The 21,366-nt window shown below is 44.5% G+C and carries 19 protein-coding genes; 5 read left to right on the top strand and 14 right to left on the bottom strand.

Annotated elements, in window-relative coordinates; genetic code table 11:
- Positions 1–715: ATP-binding cassette domain-containing protein (locus ADH92_RS06410; RefSeq protein WP_049497835.1), on the top strand; the 715-nt coding region annotated here is incomplete at its 5' end.
- Between the two features lie 398 nt (positions 716–1,113).
- On the opposite strand, the gene ADH92_RS06415 is transcribed toward ADH92_RS06410, so the two are convergent.
- From ADH92_RS06415 to ADH92_RS06435, 5 genes are all read right to left on the bottom strand, one after another.
- Complete coding sequence (locus ADH92_RS06415) at positions 1,114–1,698, bottom strand: DUF1307 domain-containing protein (protein WP_049497836.1); 585 nt, start codon at positions 1,696–1,698, stop codon at positions 1,114–1,116.
- A gap of 129 nt (positions 1,699–1,827) precedes the next feature.
- Positions 1,828–2,826, bottom strand: a complete 999-nt coding sequence (galE, locus tag ADH92_RS06420) for a UDP-glucose 4-epimerase GalE (RefSeq protein ID WP_049497837.1) — start codon at positions 2,824–2,826, stop codon at positions 1,828–1,830.
- Between the two features lie 63 nt (positions 2,827–2,889).
- Entirely contained in the window at positions 2,890–4,362 is a 1,473-nt protein-coding gene (gene galT / locus ADH92_RS06425) for a UDP-glucose--hexose-1-phosphate uridylyltransferase (RefSeq protein WP_049497838.1), read from the bottom strand.
- Positions 4,359–5,018 carry an HAD family hydrolase gene (locus ADH92_RS06430; RefSeq protein WP_049497839.1) on the bottom strand — a complete coding sequence of 220 codons (660 nt, stop codon included), beginning with the start codon at positions 5,016–5,018 and terminating at the stop codon, positions 4,359–4,361. Before ADH92_RS06430 ends, galT begins: the two co-directional genes overlap by 4 nt.
- Positions 5,019–5,027: 9 nt before the next feature.
- Positions 5,028–6,194, bottom strand: coding sequence for a galactokinase (locus tag ADH92_RS06435; protein WP_049497840.1), 1,167 nt, complete (start codon positions 6,192–6,194; stop codon positions 5,028–5,030).
- Between the two features lie 141 nt (positions 6,195–6,335).
- Here ADH92_RS06435 and ADH92_RS06440 point away from each other — a divergent pair, with 141 nt between their 5' ends.
- Both ADH92_RS06440 and birA read left to right on the top strand, forming a co-directional pair.
- On the top strand, positions 6,336–7,337 hold the full coding sequence (locus tag ADH92_RS06440; protein ID WP_003002635.1) for a LacI family DNA-binding transcriptional regulator: 1,002 nt from the start codon (positions 6,336–6,338) through the stop codon (positions 7,335–7,337).
- A gap of 29 nt (positions 7,338–7,366) precedes the next feature.
- Positions 7,367–8,302 carry a bifunctional biotin--[acetyl-CoA-carboxylase] ligase/biotin operon repressor BirA gene (gene birA, locus ADH92_RS06445; RefSeq protein WP_049497841.1) on the top strand — a complete coding sequence of 312 codons (936 nt, stop codon included), beginning with the start codon at positions 7,367–7,369 and terminating at the stop codon, positions 8,300–8,302.
- A 40-nt stretch (positions 8,303–8,342) separates the two neighbouring features.
- Here the strand turns inward: birA and ADH92_RS06450 are convergent, their stop codons facing one another.
- From ADH92_RS06450 to ADH92_RS06490, 9 genes are all read right to left on the bottom strand, one after another.
- Positions 8,343–9,668, bottom strand: a complete 1,326-nt coding sequence (locus tag ADH92_RS06450) for a sensor histidine kinase (protein ID WP_049497842.1) — start codon at positions 9,666–9,668, stop codon at positions 8,343–8,345.
- Positions 9,665–10,318 carry a response regulator transcription factor gene (locus ADH92_RS06455; RefSeq protein ID WP_009731294.1) on the bottom strand — a complete coding sequence of 218 codons (654 nt, stop codon included), beginning with the start codon at positions 10,316–10,318 and terminating at the stop codon, positions 9,665–9,667. The genes ADH92_RS06450 and ADH92_RS06455 overlap by 4 nt, the downstream gene beginning before the upstream one ends.
- Positions 10,319–10,390: 72 nt before the next feature.
- Positions 10,391–11,767, bottom strand: a complete 1,377-nt coding sequence (locus ADH92_RS06460) for an ABC transporter permease (protein ID WP_049497843.1) — start codon at positions 11,765–11,767, stop codon at positions 10,391–10,393.
- Between the two features lie 12 nt (positions 11,768–11,779).
- Entirely contained in the window at positions 11,780–12,421 is a 642-nt protein-coding gene (locus ADH92_RS06465) for an ABC transporter ATP-binding protein (protein ID WP_049497844.1), read from the bottom strand.
- Positions 12,422–12,427: 6 nt separating this feature from the next.
- Complete coding sequence (locus ADH92_RS06470) at positions 12,428–13,690, bottom strand: ABC transporter permease (protein ID WP_049497845.1); 1,263 nt, start codon at positions 13,688–13,690, stop codon at positions 12,428–12,430.
- A gap of 181 nt (positions 13,691–13,871) precedes the next feature.
- A complete protein-coding gene (locus ADH92_RS06475; protein ID WP_049497846.1) occupies positions 13,872–14,510 on the bottom strand; it encodes a YesL family protein in 639 nt (212 codons plus the stop codon).
- Positions 14,511–14,614: 104 nt separating this feature from the next.
- A complete protein-coding gene (locus ADH92_RS06480) occupies positions 14,615–16,177 on the bottom strand; it encodes a type 2 periplasmic-binding domain-containing protein (protein WP_049497847.1) in 1,563 nt (520 codons plus the stop codon).
- 9 nt (positions 16,178–16,186) lie between these two features.
- Positions 16,187–17,083 (bottom strand): carbohydrate ABC transporter permease, encoded by an 897-nt coding sequence (locus ADH92_RS06485; protein ID WP_014713543.1) that lies wholly within the window; start codon positions 17,081–17,083, stop codon positions 16,187–16,189.
- A gap of 15 nt (positions 17,084–17,098) precedes the next feature.
- Positions 17,099–18,016, bottom strand: coding sequence for an ABC transporter permease (locus ADH92_RS06490; protein ID WP_049497848.1), 918 nt, complete (start codon positions 18,014–18,016; stop codon positions 17,099–17,101).
- Between the two features lie 195 nt (positions 18,017–18,211).
- Here ADH92_RS06490 and ADH92_RS06495 point away from each other — a divergent pair, with 195 nt between their 5' ends.
- Both ADH92_RS06495 and ADH92_RS06500 read left to right on the top strand, forming a co-directional pair.
- Complete coding sequence (locus tag ADH92_RS06495; RefSeq protein ID WP_049497849.1) at positions 18,212–19,879, top strand: sensor histidine kinase; 1,668 nt, start codon at positions 18,212–18,214, stop codon at positions 19,877–19,879.
- Positions 19,860–21,366, top strand: a 1,507-nt coding sequence (locus tag ADH92_RS06500; protein WP_049497850.1) for a response regulator, incomplete at its 3' end; no start/stop codon positions are given. The genes ADH92_RS06495 and ADH92_RS06500, both read left to right, overlap by 20 nt.

Genomic DNA, 21,366 nt, shown 5'->3' on the forward strand with positions numbered 1-21,366 from the left:
TACAGCCTTCTCAGAACCAATTCAAGAAATCCTTTACGATCTGCAAATGTTGGAGTCGGTAAAGCCTGTAATTAAAAGCTTTCAAACTATTGTTAAGCATCCATCTTCAATTCAGGCACCACAGCTTTCTTTTGAAACAATCACATTGAAGAATCTTTCTAAACAACTTGGGGAATCAACATTAAAGATTTCTTTTGCCACCATTCATAAAGGAGATAAGATTGCCCTCATTGGAGAGAACGGATCAGGTAAGAGTAGCCTACTCAATATTTTAAATGGTACAGATGAGGATTTCCAAGGCGAGATTTTGCTGAATGATCTTCCTCTAAATCAGCTTTGGGGAAAATTTGGCTTGATTTTGCAACAAGAGCATAGCTTCATCTCTAGTTATGAAAATAATGTTACGCTATTCAATACTTTTCCTGCAGAGTTTAAGGATGTGGAGTTCGAAGTAACACCTCCTCAATCCCTGTCAGGTGGTCAACAACAACGCATGTACCTCAATCGAGAAAAAAACCGTCAGAGTCCATTAGTTATTATGGATGAACCTTTTTCAGCCTTGGACGCTCGTCAGTTCGAGGCAGAATTGAAAAAAGTACTAGACTTACCGTGTGCTGTCATCATTACCTTACACCGACAGAATGAAGCACTGAAGAACTTTGACCAAGTCTGGGAAATTAGAGCTGGAAAACTAATCATTCAAAAAAATGAATAGACTTACCTTCTAACGAAGATTTGTTTTATCATGATCAATACATCATCAGGCACAGATAGATTGAGGTCATCTTAACCCCAAAAAGAGCATTTCCATTATCAGAAATGCTCTTTTTTTATACTTAATTGTATTTCTTTCAACCCCTTCCATTACATCTCTAATTTCAAAAGGGATGAATCGTTTGATCAGTGTATAAGTAAACTATATTGATCTTCTCAATACTTCCGAATCGTCAGTGGATTTCTTTCCTTGTAATCACTCAACTAAAGATTTTCTTCATACAATTGCTAATCATTCTTTAATCTTACTTTTCTTTAAACCCTATTCTACCAAAATATGCTCATGAATTCATACCAAAACAAAAAGAGAGCAGCGAACTGAACTGCTCTCCATTTTGTTTATTTTTCGACCATACCGCCCTTGATAAGACTGTCTTTCGTTACTGAATAACTAACTGTTTTGTCATCTAGTGGATTAAAGCCTGGGACGATTTCTTTTAATTTATTAAAATCGATTTTTGTGTAATCAATGGTATTGCGGATATAAAAGATTCCATCTTTATATTCTGATGTCAGTTCAAATCCATGTCCCATCAGATCTTTGAATTTTTCTTGGCTTTTTGCGACGGCTTCTTTCATGGTTTCAAGAGGGTTCTCACCAGGAACTTTTGAGACGTCGTAATCATCAACTTTTTCTTGTAATAACAAGGTATCTCCCTTGTAATACAAGGTGATGGTTGACTTACCTGCTTCATCACTCGTTTCGAGAACGGTTTTTTGCGCACCTGCTAGTGCATCTTCTTTTTTGCTTTCATCAGTTGATGACTCTTTTGTCTTTTCTTTAGCGGATGATTTGCTTGTTGCTTTACTCGTCTCTTTAGTGGACGATGGACTAGTAGATTTCGTACTCTCTTTTTGTCCGCAACCAGCTAAAAGAAGACCCGCTGTCAAGAAGACGGCTAACAATTTTGTGGTTTTATTCATTTTGAATCCCTCACTATTTTATGATGGTTAAGGAAATGACTGATTTCTGAAATGAGTCATGTAGCAAGATCAACTGTCGTTTTAGATGTTATTAGAAAAGCCTCAAAAATGATGTTTGCAGTCCCCTCCTTATCGATCATTGTAGCCATCTGGGTGGCTGGAATGCCATGCCCAGGCTGTTTGGATGATGGTTTCGATATTATCAAATTTTGGTTGCCAGCCGAGAATTGCACGCGCCTTCTCAGAGGATGCGATCAGGGTATCTGGATCTCCCGGTCTACGATCAGCAATCTCAAGTGGAATCGGATGTCCCGTCACCTTGCGAGCTGCTTCAACGATTTGAAGATTGGAGAATCCAGTTGACGAGCCCAGATTAAAGGCAGTCGATTCATTCCCTTTTCTGAGATACTCCACGGCAAGCATGTGGGCATCTGCCAAGTCAAATGGATGGACATAGTCCCGGACATTGGTCCCATCTGGTGTCTTGTAGTCATCTCCAAAAATAGAGATTTTTTCACGTTTGCCTTGGGCTACTTGTAAGACGATTGGCAAGAGGTGGGTCTCTGGTCCGTGGTCTTCGCCAATCGAGCCATCAGGCTTAGCACCCGCTACATTAAAGTAACGAAGGGGCACATACTTGATGCCGTATGCTTGATCTGCCCAGCGCATAATGGTTTCCATCATGAGCTTGCTTTCGCCATAAGGATTAATCGGTTTTTGTGGAGTGGTTTCAAGAATCGGAATTTCTTCTGGAATACCGTAAGTGGCAGCGGTTGAAGAAAAGACGATGTAGTGCACCCCACATTCATGCATGACTTCCAAGAGTTTGACCATGCCAGCTGTATTGTTGTCAAAATATTTCAATGGATCTGCCATAGACTCAGCTACCAGTGAATAGGCCGCAAAGTGGATGACCGCATCGATATCTGCATGTTCCTTAAAAATCCTGCGCATGAAGTCTTGATCTGCCAGATCTCCTTGGTAAAAGACGGCATCTGGATGCACCGCTGCACGGTGGCCTGTGACCAGGCTATCGACCACGACGACTTTTTCCTGTCCTTCATTGACCAAGCGGTCGACCATGTGGGAACCGATATAGCCAGCTCCTCCGAGTACGAGTATTGCCATTTGTTTTCCTTTCGCTTCTTGTCTTCTCTATTATTGTACCAAATTTCTGCCGCTTCTCCACACTTAAAGTGTCGCAACAAAGCGTCTAAAGGCAGCTTGTCCTTCTGCTGTTCTCTTGTAGACACCGGCATCTTCGAGCACGCGCGCAAAGATCTGACCGACTGATTCACGAACAATAGCTTCTGCCTCTGCTTCGTCTGTGATGGATGGGTGAGTGGCTTTCAAATCATCTGCCCAAGGCTGGTGGTAGGTTGCCACTGTACTCTCACGTCCAAGCAAATAGTCTTGAACCTGCTTGAGCTCTTCCTTGAGGCGAGGTGGCAAAATGGCCAAGCCCATGACTTCGATCAGGCCGATATTTTCTTTTTTGATGTGTTGCACATCCGCGTGTGGATGATAAATGCCATCGGGATGCTCTGGTGAGGTTTGGTTGTCACGGAGCACCAAATCCAGTTCATAATGCCCATCACGAATCCGTGCTATGGGGGTAATGGTATGGTGGGGCTGACCATCGGATGCTGCTAAGACTTGAACGGCTGGATCCGAGTAGCCTCGCCAGGTTGTGAGGATATGGTCTGCCAGGGCAATCAATTGCGCCTTGTCGTCCGATTGCAAACGAAGAACTGACATGGGCCAATTAACAATTCCTACCGATACAGCCTCAAAGCCCTCAATGGTAAAGATTTCCTCAACAGGAGCTAGCTCCATAGGGAAGGTGTGCCGTCCGCCTTGGTAATGGTCATGAGTCAGGATGGACCCCCCTACAATGGGCAGGTCTGCATTGGAGCCCGCAAAATAGCCTGGAAAAGTCTCGACAATGGTCAAGAGTCGCTCAAAGGTCTTACGACTAATGGCCATGGGAACATGCTGGCTATCAAGGAAAATGCAGTGTTCATTGAAGTAGGCATAAGGGGAATACTGAAAGCCCCAGTCATGACCGTTCATATCAAAGCGAATAATCCTGTGATTAGCCCGGGCTGGATGGTCTAGGCGACCTTGATAACCTTCATTTTCAAAACACAATTGGCAGGCTGGATAATGACTGGCTTTGGCAAGTTTGGCCGCTGCAATGTCTTTAGGATCTTTTTCAGGTTTTGACAGATTAATGGTGATTTCAAGAGAACCGTAGGGAGTTTCTGCCTCAAAGGCAATGTTTTGCGCAATCGCATTGACTTTGATGTAATCATTGCGCTTAGAGAGGTCATAGAAATCAGCAATCGCGTCTTCCTTGGACTGACGGTAGGTCTCCCAAAAGCGATGGTTGACCTGACTAGGGCTAGGGGTAATCCAATCCATCAACTCCGCACCCAAGCTGTCCTTGGCGGCCATACTGTCCTGGATCTTGCTATTCGCAACCGCAATCTCCACCAACTGATCTTTGAGTGCAATCAAGTCTTCTTTTTTGGCTGGGGCATCTAGCCCTTCTTCTCCAACGCGACTCATGACGCGATTTTTTAGATAAATCCGATCCATCTCTTCGTAGTCACTCGCCGCAATGACGGCCGTGACAAATGCATCCAAAATTCCCTGATTCATTGATTCTCCTTCTTACGTTTTAAATAGTCTCTGACAGCATCCAAATCCTGGAAAACTTGTTCTGCTTTCGTTAAGAAAGACTGTGCTGGTACTTTTAAATCTGGAACACATATGACTGGTATTCCAGCCCGATAGGCTGCTTCAATCCCTGCTTCACTATCCTCTAGTACTAAGCAATTCTCTGGCAAAGCATTCAAATCACTACAAGCCTTTAAAAATATATCTGGATAAGGTTTACTTCGCTTGACATCTTTTGCAAAAACTAAATGGTCAAATAGGGACAATATATCATTGCTATCCAAGATCATTCTAGTCCGAGATTCAATACTTGAAGTTGCTAGGGCGATTGGAATACCTTCTCTTTTCAAAAAACTAAGCAAATTCTTAGCACCTTTTTTTAAATTGACACCTTGAGCTAAGATTTGAGCTTCCAGCTCATAAACTCTATCCAAGGTTTGGTCAAAGTTCCAGGGTAAATCATAGCTATCCAAAAATCGTTGAACATTCTCCTCTTCCCTATGTCCACTGTAGTCTCTAGAGTAGGTTTCTTCTGTGAAAGGAATTCCAAAATCTCCAAGCAATTCTTGATAAACTTTTAGAGAAATGATTTCCGTATCAGCTAATAAGCCATCTAAATCAAATATTACAGCTTCCATTATTATCACCTAGTCTAAAACCCGTGTCCCTGCCGCAACTTCTGCAATATAAAAGCTAGGCGCATAGCCAACGACTTCTTCATAGCGTTTGCCGACAGCTTCTTTAAAGGCATCAACTTTATCTTTGTTTACAAGGGCGATGGCGCAACCACCAAAGCCTGCTCCTGTCATACGAGCGCCCAAGACACCTTCTTGTTGCCAGGCTGTATGCACCAAGGTATCCAATTCTAGACCTGTCACTTCGTAGTCATGCTCCAAGGATACGTGGGAAGCATTCATGAGACGACCAAAACCTCCCAAATCACCTGCTTCAAGTGCCTTACGAGCTTGGAGAGTCCGTTGGTTTTCAAGTACAGCATGACGAGCTCGTTTGATGCGGTTTTCATCCTTAATCAAGTAGCTGTATGCATCAAAAGCCCAGAGGTCCAATTCCCCTAAGGTTTGGATATCCAATTTTTCTTGGAGTTCAGAGACGGCGGTTTCACATTCTGCACGACGTTCATTGTATTTTGAATCCGCTAATTCCCGGCGTTTGTTGGTGTTCATGATGACCACGACATTGTCTTTGAGGTCCAGCGGTACCAAATCATACTCTAGGGTGTTGGTATCGAGATAAATAGCCCGTTGATCAGCTCCCATACCGATGGCAAATTGGTCCATGATCCCAGAGTTGACTCCGATGAAGTGATTTTCGGTTTGTTTCCCGATCTTGACCAGATCTAAGCGGTCTAAATGAAGATCATATAGTTTCTCAGCGATGACGCCAATCAAGAGCTCAAGCGATGCTGAAGAAGAAAGACCGGATCCATTTGGAATATTGCCGTAGACATAGACATCCATACCGCTATCAATGACATGACCAGCTTCTTGCAAGAAGTGGAGTACGCCTTTTGGATAGTTGGTCCAGTTGTGCTCTTTTTCAAAGTGGAGATTTTCAAGTGGAACTTCAATGATCCCCTTGTCTTCAAAGTTTCCTGAGAAGAAACGCAAGACCTTATCCTCGCGCTTTCTGGCTGCTCCGTAGGTACCAAGTGTGATGGCTGCCGGAAAGACATGGCCACCATTATAGTCAGTGTGTTCACCGATCAGATTAATCCGTCCTGGTGAAAAGAAAGTGTGATCTGCTTCTGCTCCAAAGACTGTTTGAAAAGCTTCCCGACGTTCTTGAGTATTCATTGAGATTACCTCACTTATATAGTTATTTACCACTAGTGTAACCCCTTTCATGCAACAAATCAATTATTTTACTAAAGTTTTAGTAAAATTCGCTAATATGACGAAACCTATGATATACTAGAAGAAAGAAGGAGAAAACGAATGGCCACATTAAAGGATATTGCTAACCTCGCAGACGTATCCATCGCCACTGTCTCTCGTGTTCTGAACCAAGATGCCAGTCTTTCTGTAACGGAGGAAACCCGCCACAGAATTTTGACTGTTGCTGACGAACTAGGCTACACCAGACATCAGAAAAGTGGGAACTTTAAAAAAGAAAAACAGCAAATTGTCATCATCCAATGGAAAAGTGAAGAGGGAGAGCTGGACGACCTCTACTATTACAACATCCGCTTAGGCATTGAAAAAAGAGCACAGGATCTCGACTATGGGATTCTCCGCTATTTCAATGATATTCCTTTTCGATTAGGTGAGGAAGTTATTGGGGTCCTTTGTATCGGAAAGTTTAGTAGGGTTCAGATTGTCGAGTTAGAAAGGCTAGACAAACCTCTGGTTTTTGTTGATAGTAACACCCTTAACCAAGGTCACCCTTGCGTCGCGACTGAATTTGAAAATGCTGTACAGACTGCTCTTTCCTATTTACGAAAACAAGGCTGTCAAACAATTGGGCTCCTTAGCGGTGAGGAAAAAACAACTGACCTATTGGAAAGTATTCCCGATCCTCGGCGACGAGCCTATCGAAACTATTGTATTGAAAGAAGTATTTATCACCCTGAACTCATCCTCACTGGAAGTTTTACAGCTCAATCAGGCTATGACCTCATTTCCTCTAAGCTTCAGTCTGGCTTACCCTTACCAGATGCCTATTTTGCTGCGAGTGATAGTTTAGCCATTGGGGCTCTCCGGGCTTTTCAAGAAGCCGGCATTAAGGTCCCTGATGATATCCAACTCATTTCCTTTAATGATACCAGTTTAGCCAAGCAAGTCTTTCCTCCCCTCTCTACCATCACCGTTTTTACAGAAGAAATGGGACGAACCGCAATGGATGTACTAAATAAACAAGTCCTATCTCCGAGAGAAATACCAACCCTCACTATGCTAGGAACCAAGCTAACTATTAGAGAAAGTACGAAGAATGGATGATCCTCCATCCTTTCCAAGAATAAAAAACTATGAAAACACACGAAATCCTCTTTCAAACCCTTTCTCAGGCAGATGATTATGTCAATGGGGAGCAGCTGGCAAAAGAATTAGGTGTTTCCCGCACCTCTATCTGGAAGGCCATCCAACGTCTAGAAAAAGATGGGGTCGTCATCGAATCCCTCAAAAAGAAGGGCTACAAACTGGTCTCAGGCGATATTCTGCTTCCTGCAGTGATTGCAAAAAATACCCAATTGACCGTTTCCTTAAACGAACAATGTAGCTCCACCCAATTGGATGCCAAATTAGGCATAGAAACCCATAAAGAAGGCAAGGCGCTCTACCTGGCCAATTCGCAATCCGCTGGAAAAGGCCGCTTTGGTCGTGACTACTACTGCCCTGATCAAGGGGGCATCTACATGTCCCTTCATCTCAAGCCTCAACTGCCACCTGCGGAGCTCCCTCCTTATACCTTGATGGTCGCTGGAGCTATCTACAAGGCTATTAAAAACTTGACCCTGATCGATATCGATATCAAATGGGTCAATGATATTTACTACCGCCATAAAAAAATTGGGGGAATCCTCACCGAAGCTATCACGTCGATTGAGACTGGTCTCGTCACGGATGTTATTATCGGAGTCGGTCTCAATTTAGCCATCCCTACTTTTCCAGATGAGCTACAAACCAAGGCTGGTTCCTTATTTGAAGGACCTTGTCCCATCACCCGCAATGACCTCATCAGCGAGATCTGGAAAGAATTCTTCCAAACGGATATCGATGAACTGGTCTACCTCTACAAAGAGCGCTCCCTGGTCTTAGGACGAACCGTTACCTTTGAGCAGAACCAGCAAACCTATCAGGGCCTCGCCAAAGACATCTCTGATACCGGCCAACTCTTGGTCCAATTAGACAATCAAGAAGAAATCTGGCTCAATAGCGGAGAAATCTCCTTGACGAAATGGTGAAATCACCTATAGAAAAAAGCCACCCGATGGTGGCTTTTTTTTATTCTTGTGACTCCTTGGGCAGTTCCATACAGAAGCACAAGCCCATAGCCGTTTTATCAAATTGGTAGGCCAGTTCTTCATGGTCTAGCAAGTGTTGGACCACGAAGAGTCCCAAGCCGCCTTCCTTCTTCTGGCGACTAGCGGTCATTGGCAGCTCAGCGGTCTCTACCATTTCCTGGCTGGTATTTTCAATCGCCAAGTGCGTCCCTTCCTCTTCGAGACGGAGCTGGATCTCTCCACCGGCATCCGAATGCTTAACGGCATTACTGATAACATTTGAGAGGACCAATTTCAGAATCGCTGGGTCCATATAGATTGGTTTAGCTGGGATCTGATTGTCAATCGTGAGCTCGCGTGATTGAGCCAAGACCTTGTACTGGTCGAGGATCTGCTCTACGACCTGATCCAGCTGGATCCACTCCTTGTCTCCGGCCAATTCTTGGACAGAAGAAAGGGACAGGATTTCTAGGACGATCTGGTTCATCTCATCGACGATATCAAGGGAGACCGACAGATAGCGGTCCCGGTCCTTGTAGCGGCCGATCTTATCCCGCATATTTTCTAGGATAATCTTCAAGCTGGCCAGAGGCGTCTTGAGCTCATGCGAGGCTCCACGTAGGAATTCCACCTTCATCTGCTCCAACTTCAGATTTTCCTGTTTCTGCTGCTCTAGATTGTCGATCACTTCTAGGAGATGGTGATAGAGGTCGTTGATCTGTTGCTTGAGTACGCCGATCTCATCCTGCGAGTGAATGGGAAGACTAGCTGTCCGATCCAAACGCTTCATCCGCTTGGTCATCTGCTTGATCTCAAGGATTGGAGCAGAAATCAGGCGGGCATAGAGATAGGAAGCGATCAGCGACAGGACAAAGGAAGCAAGGAGACTATAGGGAAGGAAGCCCAGACTGATGTCCCGCGCTTCCTTTTGGGAATCGACAGTTGCTAAGAATTGCAAGGTCAAGTCCTTCCCCTCTTTGGTCTGAATCTTTCGCTCTTCAATGACCAGCGAATTATTCTGGCTATCAGGGTTCAGGAGCAAGTCATCCTTAACCTCTAGGGCATTTTGTTTTTCCTTGCCCTTGATCGAGACCTTGATATCGTTGGTCTTGGAATAAAGGTCGATGACGGACTCAATGGTCCCTTCTTCCTGGCCTTGGAAACTCTTGGCCAGGGCCTGTGATTTCTTTAAAATCGTCTGGCGCTGAGACTCGATATAGGTCGAGGGGAAAATAAAGTAAACCGAAGCATGTAGAAGGATGACTAAGCCACTAAAAAGGGCAAAGGTGATCAGAAAGATCTTTGCAAAGATACTTCGTTTGGTCATGGTCTCTCCAATTTATAGCCGACATTGCGTACCGTTACGATACAGTCCAGCTCTAGTTTTTTTCGTAGTTCCTTGATATAGACATCGATCACCCGGTCAAAAGGAATCTCCTCCGTCTCCTTCCAGACGGCATCGAGGATCTGAGAGCGAGTCCGGGCCTTACCCTCATGCTGGAGCAAGTATTCCAAGATTTCCAACTCCTTGGCATTCATGGAGATGGCTTGCCCAGCTAAACTGGCTGTGTAGCTCTCAAAATCCACTCGTGCCTCTCCATAGGTGAAGACCCGGGAAGGCTGAAGCTTTTTAAAAATAGCTTCGATACGGACCTTCAAGAGGGACAAGGAGAAGGGTTTTTCCAGGTAGCCATCTGCCAACTCTCCAAAGGCTGTCAACTTATAGTCCTCATCATGGAAGGCCGTCAGCATGAGGACAGGGACTGAGCTGGTCTTCCGGATGGTCTTGAGGACTTCCAAGCCATTGAGGATCGGGAGCTGGATATCCAGCAAGACCAGATCCGGCGCTTCTCTGTGAAAGAGGTCCAGGGCCTCCTGCCCATCGCCTGCTTCAAAGACCTCATAGCCACATTCCATGAGATAGTCGCTCATCCCTTCGCGAATCAGGACTTCATCTTCTACAATTAGTATCTTCATACACTTCCCTTTTATCTAAGAAACTTCTTCTACCTCCTATTATACCCTATTTCTATTTTAGGAAACAATCTCTTATTCGACATCCACCAAGAGATCTTTTGGTTTCTTATACAAGAGCCATTGAGAAGAAAGGATGGATACCAGAATCAAGAGGAGGCCGCCAACCAAGACAATCACCAACAATTGGCTCAGTTGGATGTCCATATGGAGGTCTGTCAAGGTCTTACTAAAGCTTTCTGCCTCAGCTCCCCCACCAAGGTTGGCTGCAGAGGATTCTTGAGCCATTTGTTTGGCAATGCCACTGGTTACGTTCTTAAGCACCGTATCTCCGACTGCTTTGGCAAGAAGTCCTGCAACTCCATAGGAGAGGAGGAAGGCTGGGATGGAAATCATGACTAATTCTGCCACGAATTGTCCCGCAATCTGTACCTTAGAAAGTCCTAGAGCCAATAAGATTCCCACTTCTCTGCGACGGGCATTGAGCCACAAGACGAGGAGAAGAGTGAGAAGCAAGCTAGCAAAGACGAGACTTCCGATAAACAAGTAGTCTGCCACTTGGAACATGCTGCTGATGGATTTTTGCAAGGCTGGGTAGTTGGAAGAGCTCTTAACCAGGTCATAGAGGTTCCAGTCAATATCGAGTGCTTTGATTTTTTCGATCAAGGCATCCAGATCCTGATCCCCTTTGGCAAAGAAGGTCGCATCCTCATAGGTAGCTGTTTGGACAGTATTGCCATAGAGTCTGGCAGCTGTATCCAGGTCAGAGATGAGGGTATCTTCGTACAACTCTTGGGCGTAAGTTAGAGGAGCTTGGTTCTTCCCTGAGAACAAGCCCTTGATGGTCACTTCGACAGTTTCATTGGCCCCTTTTTCATTGTCAGCATCGTAGAGATTGGACTTGAGACGCACCTTATCGCCCACCTTAAGACCATTCTTTTTCGCCAAATCTTCGTGCATGAGGATTTGGTTTTTGTCCTTATCTGTCAGGTGCTCCCCTTGGACCAGTTTGTAGGCCCCAGAGACAAATTTATCTTCTTTTGAAGAGTCATTGACCCCCGTCACCATCAAGGTATTCTTGAAGTATTTGGCCCGCTCTGGAGACTGATTTTGCAGGGTTTCTTCGGTCTCAATGATCTCGTGGTCTAGGATATCCGCAATGGCATTGATCCGCCTGATGGAGGAGGTGATCCCCTCTACCTGACTGATTTTTTCGATATCTTCTCCTCTGAGATTCCCAGCTCCCCGAGGGGTTCCTGGATTGGTCCTGCGGTTGATCTGCATGGAGAAGCTATTGGTGATGGATCCCAGGCTTTCCGATGAAGCTTTTTGGGTGGCTCCCTTCATGGAGAGTCCGATCAAGCTCAAGGTCCCCATGAGGAGAATGATGGCAAAGAGCAAGAGAGACTTGGGCCATTTACGTGTGATATAAGCAAAAGCATTGCGCAACATAGCATTCCCTCCTTACTTGCTCTTCTCAACGAGGCTACGGCGACTCAATTCCAAGACCACATCGGAGGCCTCTGCCACTTCCTTACTGTGGGTGACGACAATGACACATTTTTGGCGTTCCTTGGCCAACTTCTTCAAAATGGCAATAATGTCACCTGCTGTCTGTTCGTCAAGGTTTCCTGTCGGTTCATCTGCCAAGATGACAGGTGCTTCTGAAACGAGCGCACGCGCAATGGCCACCCGCTGTTGCTGCCCGCCGGATAGTTGAAGGACATTGCGTTTGATTTGCGTTTCGTCCAATCCCAATTCCAAGAGAATCTCTTTCCCAGCTTGTTTGTTAACCAGGCGGACATTTTCAAGTGGCGTCAAATAGTCAATCAGATTGTAATTCTGAAAGACCAGGGAGACATGGTGCTTGCGGTGGTAGCTAGACCCTTTAGTCTGGATGTCCTCCCCATCAAAGAGAACCTGTCCCTTCTTGGGATTATCCAGTCCAGCTAAGAGAGAGAGGAGGGTCGATTTCCCAGCTCCAGACTGACCGATAATGCTGTAAAATGTCCCATTTTTGAACTGATAGTTCACGTCTGAGAAAATCTCTTCTTGGTAACTTTGGTAACTATAGGCTACATGTTTGAGTTCTAACATAGGTGTCATTTCTCCTTAACTCATTTTTGTTAATATTTCTTTTGGGGTCTTGCGCCAGATCATGCTGGTAGTTACACCCAGCGACAGAAGGATCAAGCACAAGAGGCTAGCATAGGCGATTCCTAAGGAAAGGCCTTGAGGGATTTGCTTGAGCAAGTCTAGGGTCTGCTGTTGACCGGTCTGTCCGACAAACTGCTCTAAGAAACGATGGCTGACCATCCGCCCGATGAGAAAGGCTGGGAGCACCGCTAGTAAGGATACCAGCACCACTTCCAAGAGGAACTGTCTAAAGATCCGTCCCTTGCTCTTCCCAATAGATAAGAGGACTCCGATTTCGTGGATCCGCTCCCGTGTCCAGAGACTCAGTAAGAGCGAAAGGGCACCGGCTCCCGTCACCAGGAGGACGATCATCATGATTCGTACCAGGCCTTCTAGGGTCTGAGAGGATTCCTTCATCTGGTCAAAGGCCTTGCGATCTTCGACCACGCGTAGCGATTGCCAATCCAGATCCAAGCTTTTGACTTGCTTCAAGAGAGCATCGATTTTCTCAGGATCTTTGACGCCAAAGGTGACCTGGGTCACTTCTTGCTGACTGAGACCTAGGAGCTTGGTCGCATCCTCATAAGGGAGGTAGACTTGGTTTTCACTCAAATCAGAGGTCATTCCTGTGAATTTTTCCTGTTTCTTACCTGAAAAGATCCCTACGATTTTAAAGGTTTGCTCTTTGGCAGGAGTCTCTCCCATCTGAAAGCTGGATAAGGTCAAGGAATCTCCGACCTTAAGCTTGTTCTTCTTAGCCAACTCTTGGTGGATCAAGATCTGGCCACGAGCCTTGTCGGATAAGTGTTTGCCTTGCACCAGTTGGAAACTGCTACTGCGGAAATCCAGGTGCTGGTCTGTCTTCTGGGTAAAGACAGCACCTAGCGCTTGCTTGGCTTCCTGACCCAAATCATCCCGCTCTACCGACTGCTGCCCCGTCACCGCTTCTTTACCAAGAATGCGAACGGGACTTTCATATTGAGGAACCATGGTTCCTACCCCAGCTATCTGCTGCACCTTTTCAGCCTCCTTCAGAGCAAAGGGCCTATCCCCCTGCTTACTGGTCAGGGCAAAGCTGGTCCCAGCCGACTGCTTGATATGTTCCTCCAGTCTTCCTCCTACTTGCATCAGTGAAAAACAGAAATACAAGCAAGAGAGGATCAAGAGGAGAATCAGAAAGAGGACCAGATTCCTCGTTCTTTTTCGAGAAATATAGGCTATTGCCTGTTGTAAGAGCATGATCTCACCCTCCATTTCAAGGTCCACGACAATACAATGTGGACGCTTTCATCATTTGTTATAGTTATTATAGAAAAGAAATGTGAAATGTTTATGAAATAGAAAAAGTTTCCTAGATTTTCTAGGAAACTTTATTCGATTTAAATAATATCAGTAAAACATACGTCCCACTTGCTTGACTTTATTTTTCAAAGATTCCTCCTTCTTGGATCCTTGCAAAGATCTGATCGGTCAGTCGGACATTCAAGAAGCTCCAAAGAGCAAAACCACCAAAGGTAAAGAGATAAATAGCTGTCAGTAACCGTTCAGGACTACTAAGACTGATATAAACCACTGCCAGATTGAAGAAGATAAGAAAGATAGTTTGAATAGGATTTAAGAGAGCAATGAGGAAACTATTTAGACAGACCTTTCTTGTAGGATCTTCAAAGAGGCCGATATAAGGGAAGATCAAGGTCATCCCTCCAAATAGAAGGACGATAAAGGGAAGCAAGATCCAAATCCCATACTCACTTAAGAAGGCTGTATTTGAAAAAAGACAGTAATCCAAATAAAGAAGGGCTGATAGTCCTAGGCAAGTCAGCCAAATCACCGTCGCTTGCTTGAAATTAGCGCGAAAGAGACGGAAAAAATGAAAGACGAGATCCGTATCTTCCCCTTTCAACAAGCGGTGCCACATGGTTGCTAAAGCCGTAAGCGATGCACCGATCGTGAGAATCGGAAGGCAGCAAACGATAAACAAGGTGTTCAAGATAATGATGTCTGTCAACCGGGTCAAGGTCTTGACCAAGCGTCCATCCAATGAAAATAATTTTTGCATCTTCTTCTCCTTGTTCTTCATCTCAATTTCTGCTACTTCCTCTAAGGAAGCACTCAGGGGCTCTACGCCCCTGAGTTACTTACTTGAATCCATTTAGACCCCTATTACTTCACTTCTTTTTGGTAACGATCATAGGCATCCTGTTGAATCTTCATAAAGTCATCAATGCCCATCTTCTTCAAGGTTGCTTTGTAATCATCCCATTCTTTTTCGATGCCCCCTTCTACTACCCATTTAGAAGCTTGTTGGGTAACATAAGAGTTGATATCTACATAAATAGAGGATAATTTGTTTAATTCTTCTTGAGAGTAGATGACATTTGGATATGCTGGCAAAGCGTATTGTTTCAATTCTTTGTCCATCTTCAATTTGAGGCCATCACCCTGTGTTTGGTCGATGTCGACATGACTATTGATATCATCTGACACATATTTTGGTCCAAAGTCACGAAGGGAATTGATCCAAGCCCATTCATCGGCAGATTTACCATCTTTTGGAGCCAAGACCTTGTACTTATCGCCATCTTTTTCAGTCGCAATGCCAAAGGATCCATAGAAGTTTTGGATACTGGCATCATCCGTGTAGAATTTATCCAACCATTTGAGCAATTTTGCAGGGTCCTTGCACTTATTCGTGATCAGGATTTCATTGCGTCCATAGTTCAAATGATCTGGGTCAGAAATGACATATTGTTTGCCATCTGGGCCCTTCAATGCTGGAAGAGGAGCATATTCGCTGGCATGTTGGCCAAAGGTTGCATCTGCTGTCCAACCACTTGATACACCGACACGCGCCACTCCCTTGTCCATCCGTTTGGCAACAGACATGGAGGTATCTTCTGTAAAGAGTTCAGGGTCGATCAAGCCTTTCTTGTAGGCTTCATGCATAGCCGCTATCCCTTGTTTATAACTTTCTTCCGTCCGGAGGTAGACCGGTTTGCCATCTTTGACGGACATTTCATAGGTATTATCTCCACCCAGACGGTTGTTGAATGGCAAGATATAAGAGAAGGTCGGATCAAAGTTACCAGAGCCAAATGGAATTTCATCATTGACATCGCCATTGCCATTAGCATCCTTGTCCTTGAAGGCTTGTAAAACAGTCACCAAGTCGTCATAGGTTTCCGGCATCTTCAAGCCAAGGTTGTCCAACCATTTCTTATTAATAAAGAGCTGGTTGCCGACGATTGGCCGCATTGGCAATTTCTTAGGTAGGCTGTAAATATGACCATCTGGGTTGGTCACCATGGCTTTTAATTTCGGTTCTTTTTCAAAGGCCTTGTTCAAGTTAGGCATATTGTCCTTTATCAAATCTTCCAATGGAATGAACATATTTTGGTTCTGAGCGATTTCAGAATCCGTGAAGGCATTGGATCCCAAGAAAGCGTCTGGTAAATCTCCACTGGCAACAAGAACAGATTTCTTATCAGACCAGTCTGCAGCCACCATGGTATCCCATTTGATCTTGATACCTGATTCCTTGGCTGAATCATCTAGAAAACCTTTGTGATAGTCTTCCCCCCAATCCGACCAACGAACGGTCGTGATCTTGAAGGTATTTCCATCATTCTTGTCATTGCTTGATTTATTTGTGGAAGCTCCACAAGCCGTCAAGCCAGCTAAAGCAGCTGCTCCAAGGAGCAGATAGGCAAATTTCCTGTTTTTCATGATCTTCTCCTATTCTTTCAAGGCCCCTATCATGACACCTTGATTAAAGTATTTTTGGACGAATGGATACAGCATCATAATCGGTGCTGTTGAGATAACGATGGCTGCATATTTCATCATATCAGCCTTAATACGGAGGTCAGAAGCTACCTCCCCTGTTGCTTGCGATTGCAACATTTGATTACTAATTAAGAGACGGCGCAGGATCAGTTGTAGGGGTTGGAGATTTTCATTGGTCAAATAAATCAAGGCATTGAACCAAGAATTCCAGATCCCTACTGCTGTCCAAAGTCCAATAACGGCAATAATAGCCTTGGACAAGGGTAGCACGATCTTTCTGAAGTAATGAATGGTTCCACAACCATCTATCTGGGCGGCTTCCCACATCCCTTCTGGAATACTATTGTTAAAGAAAGTCCGAGCTACAACAATATTGTAAGGAGATACTGCAAACGGTACGACCATTACCCAGAAGGTGTCGACCAAGCCCAATTGTTTCACTGTCAAATAAATGGGAATCAAGCCCCCAGAGACAAACATGGGAACGATAAAGAAGACACTGACCCATTTCTTAGCAAAGAGGTCCTTTCGCGACAAGGCGTAACCAGCCGGGATATTAATGACGAGGGCAACGATGGTCCCTACAACCGTGTAGAGGATGGTGTTGAGATAGCTCTTTAGAAACAAAGGTTGCTCAATCAAGCGTTGATAGCCATCTAGTCGCCATTCCCTCGGGATAAACCAAACCTTACCAGTTGCCACATCAGACGGATTACTGAAGGAGGCAATAATGACAAACCACAAAGGGTAGACAATCAAAAGAATCAAGCAAATCGCTAGACCATAGATAAAAATATCAAAGAGGATTTCTGACTTGGTCTTTCTCGCATGTTGAAACAATTTCACAATTTCTCCTCCTTCCTAGAACAATCCTGTCTTGGTATAGCGTTTCGCAAACCAGTTGACCGACAGTAAGATGATCAAGTTAACCAAGGTATTAAAGAGACCGATCGCTGTCGAGTAACTATATTGAAAATTAATCATCCCCACTTTGTAGACATAGGTCGAAATGATTTCACTTCCTGCCAGATTGAGTGGATTTTGTAAGAGCAAGACCTTTTCAAAACCAACACTGAGTAGGCTTCCTGCTCTGAGAATCAAGAGAATCATCGCCGTTGGTAACAGTAAGGGTAAGTCAATATGACGGATTTTTTGCAATCGACTCGCCCCGTCCATGGTCGCAGCTTCATAAAAGGTCGGATCAATGGCTGATAAAGCGGCTAGATAGATGATACTATCCCAACCGATATGTTGCCAGACATCACTCCAGACATAGACACCTGCAAAGCTACCCGGTTTGGATAAGAGGGCAGGCATCTTTAAGACGACCAATTTGAGGACATTGGCTAACAGTCCACTACTTGGAGAGAGAAAAAGAATAATCATCCCACACATGACCATGGTCGAGATAAAATGAGGCAAATAAGTTGTTACTTGAAAGATTTTTTTGAACTTGCCCACACGAATCTGGTTGCAAATGATGGCTAGAACAATCGGCAAGGGAAAACCAACCAGAATACTGTAAATAGAAATTTTCAAGGTATTCTTCATGGTTGTTGCAAATTGGAAGGATGAGAAGAACTGGTTAAAATACTTGAGACCAGCCCAAGGACTTCCAAATATCCCAGTAGCGGGAGAGTAATCTTTAAAAGCGATGACTAGACCCGCCATAGGGATATAGGCAAATAAAATCAATAAAATAATCGATGGCAGGAGCAGCACATATAAAGGAATATTTTTCTTAAATTTGCTCTGCTTCGCATTCACTTCGCTTTTCATAAGGCCCTCCTTTTCTTTCTCCTTTATTTTATAGGAATCTTTTCCATCTTTATAGAACTTTTTCGTGCATCTTCATTCACTTTTCCGTTTTCTCCACACAAAAACATGCACTTTCCCGATTTTTTTTACTTTAATATCGGTTTTGTTCATGAATCCGTTTTCAAATAGTGCTATAATATATGTGAGGTGCTCATTATGAAAGCTATTCACAGAAGTACACGAGATCACTCGATTCAATTTTTTTCGCGCCTACTCTTTCTCCTCTTAGTCGTCAATACCTTGATCAACCTTTTGATTGGTGGGATTAGCCGAAATTTTATTAAACACCAAAATATGCTCCATTTAGAGGACTCGATTCATATCTATGCGGATTCCTTAAATACAGAGCTTCACTCCGTTGAGCGTTTTATGTACAGTACCATTAGCCACAATGACTATTTGACAGAGCTCAATACCCCACTTGATTTCACGGATTTTCATGAAAATCTAAAAAAACTGCGGATTGATTTCACGGAGTTTCAGTACCAGATGGATAGCCCCATTACCTTTTTCATAGAGACAAGAGATATCCCCCATTTTTTCAATGCCTCCAGTCTTCAACTGCCCTACCTGGACTATGTACAATTGAAAGATCATCTTAAAACCTATGACAAAGAAACAGACAAGACCAATCAAAAATGGCAACGAATCAGCCTGAACCAGCATGATTATCTCTTGAAATCCCTCCATTACAAGGGCAAGGCTATCTATGCCATCATTTCTACCCAGGATATTTTAAAACCCTTGCAAAAACTCAATATTGGGAAAAAAGGGCGTTTATCCATCGAACGCCCCAACCAGATCCATGCTACAGATTCCATCATTCAATCCGATAGCAATCAAACCCACCTGCCTTTTGATCTGTATGTGACAGTTGATTACGGGGACGTTTTCCGTACAAATATCGTACTTGAAACCCTTCTCTCCTTGGTCCCTTTGATCATCGCCGTTCTCTCCACCATTCTGATCCTTTATATTCGTCAACGGATGATCCAACCGATGAAACGACTCACCCAACGTCTTTCGCAACTAGATGCTGCTTCTACCAAGCTAGATGTGATCGAAGACCAAGGGATCTTAGAGATCGATCAGGCCAATCACAAGCTCAATCAGGTTCTGATCCATATGAAAGACCTCCAAATTCGAGCCTACCACGCGCAACTCAATCTCAAAAAAGTCGAACTCAACTATCTCAAAAATCAAGTCCGACCCCATTTTTACCTCAACATGCTTTCCATGATTCACAGCATGCTCCAAACCAAGGACTATAAGGAAATCGAGGAGTTGACCAAGGTGACTTCCAACTACTTGCGTCACCTCTTTCAGGCCAATCAAGATTTCAATCGCTTAGCAGATGAAATCCAACATATCCGAAATTACCTAGAAATCCAGAAAATCCGCTATGGGGACAGTATCCACTTTGACCTGGACTGGGATCCTGGTCTAAAAGATGCGGCTATTCCACCCCTGCTTTTACAAACCTTTGTGGAAAATGCCATCAAACACGGCTTTTCCTTCCAAGATTCCTTCCACATTCAGCTTTCCATTCATGAAGAAGCAAACCAACACCTTGCCATTTCCCTTCAGGATAATGGTCCTGGTTTTAGCTCCGCTATCTTACAAGATCTAGCAGAGAAAAAATCCTTAGTCACAGAAGATGGCCACCACATTGGTTTGACCAATGCACGGGAGCGACTAGATCTCCTCTATCCAGATCACTACACCCTTCAATTTTCAAATGGATCCCAAGGAGGTGCCCGCATCCAACTGAGCCTTCCTTATGAACCCTACAAAGGAGACACACATGAATATCCTACTCGTTGACGATGATCGTTTTATCATTAAAGCCCTACAGGAAACCATCCATTGGGAAGCCTTGGGCATTGAGCAGGTATATACCGCCTCCAGTCTGAGCCAAGCCCAAGCCATCATTCAAAGTCACCCAATCGCCCTCATGATCAGTGATATCGAGATGCCACAAGGCAGTGGTCTAGATCTCCTAGCCTGGGTCCGATCAGAAAAATATGACATTCAAACGATCTTCCTCACCAATTATGCTGATTTCAATTATGCCCAAAAAGCCATTGAACTCCAAAGTTTTGAATACTACCTCAAACCGATTGACCCCGACCGCTTAGAATTTATCATTCAAAAAGCCCTCAATAGAATCAAGCGCCACAAGAGTGCGGCCCAATTAGCACAGCAAGGACAAAAAGAAGCTGAATTTTGGCATGACTACTTGCGAAAACCGCGTCCATCTCAAGCAGAACAGCTCGTTCAAGAAGTAACAAAACGAGGCTATAACCCCAAACCACATGAAGACTACCTCTTAGTCCTCATCACTCTCCACTTAGTTGAAGAAGACTTTCACCCCAGCGTCCCTTCTTGGCGCTTGCAGCTCCGCCATTGTATCAAGGATCTCTCCCTGGATTACCCTGTCCACTACTGCGCCCTCAGTAAAATCGAAAGCCAGACCGATCGCTACCTCTGCCTCTTCAAAAAGAATCAGACTACAGAGTGTGCAGACTTCCTAAAGGCTATCCAGCAGAAGATCCAGCAAGACTTAGACCGATCCTCTATCCTTCTCTATTCAGACGCTATTTCCCTTGAGACGCTCTTGATGAAGGCTCTTCAACTCTGCCAATACAGTGAAGAACAAGTCTTCCATTGGAACAGTATCCACTCCTATACTTCTTTGGATGCACAACCTCAAAAACCCGCTCATCGGACATCGCTCACTTTTACAAATCAGCTAGAGGCGGAACAGCTCCTCCAAATCATCCATAGCTTAGAGAATCAAGATCGCATCCCGCTCTCAGCTCTGAGTGAACTCCAGCTAGACTGGACCCAGCAAATTGGGATTTATCTGGACAAGAACGGCATTCTCGCCCACAAGTTATTTCAAAACAAACACCATCAATTTCTCTTCGAACGACGTTTTCATGCCATCGAAGCTTTTGAAGCCTATATTGGGGATTACTGGAGCTCTGCTCGCCATTATGTAATCGATCTAGAACACCAATCCAATCTCATCCAGCGGATCACTGACTACATCGATCACCATTACAAGGAGGATATCAGTCGCACCAAGCTGGCAGAAATGGTTTTTCTTAGTCCAGATCATCTAGCGCGTGTGTTTAAGCGCGACACCGGCGAAACCTTGGTGAAATACATCACCGATAAACGGATGGCCGCCGCAAAAGAGATGCTATCGCAAAGCGATACCCCCATTTACCAAGTCGCCCTCCAGGTGGGCTATGACAACTACTCCTACTTTACAAAGGCTTTTAAACAAAAGGTCGGCCTCTCCC

The organism is Streptococcus parasanguinis, assembly GCF_001073155.1.
Lineage (GTDB): Bacteria > Bacillota > Bacilli > Lactobacillales > Streptococcaceae > Streptococcus > Streptococcus parasanguinis_D.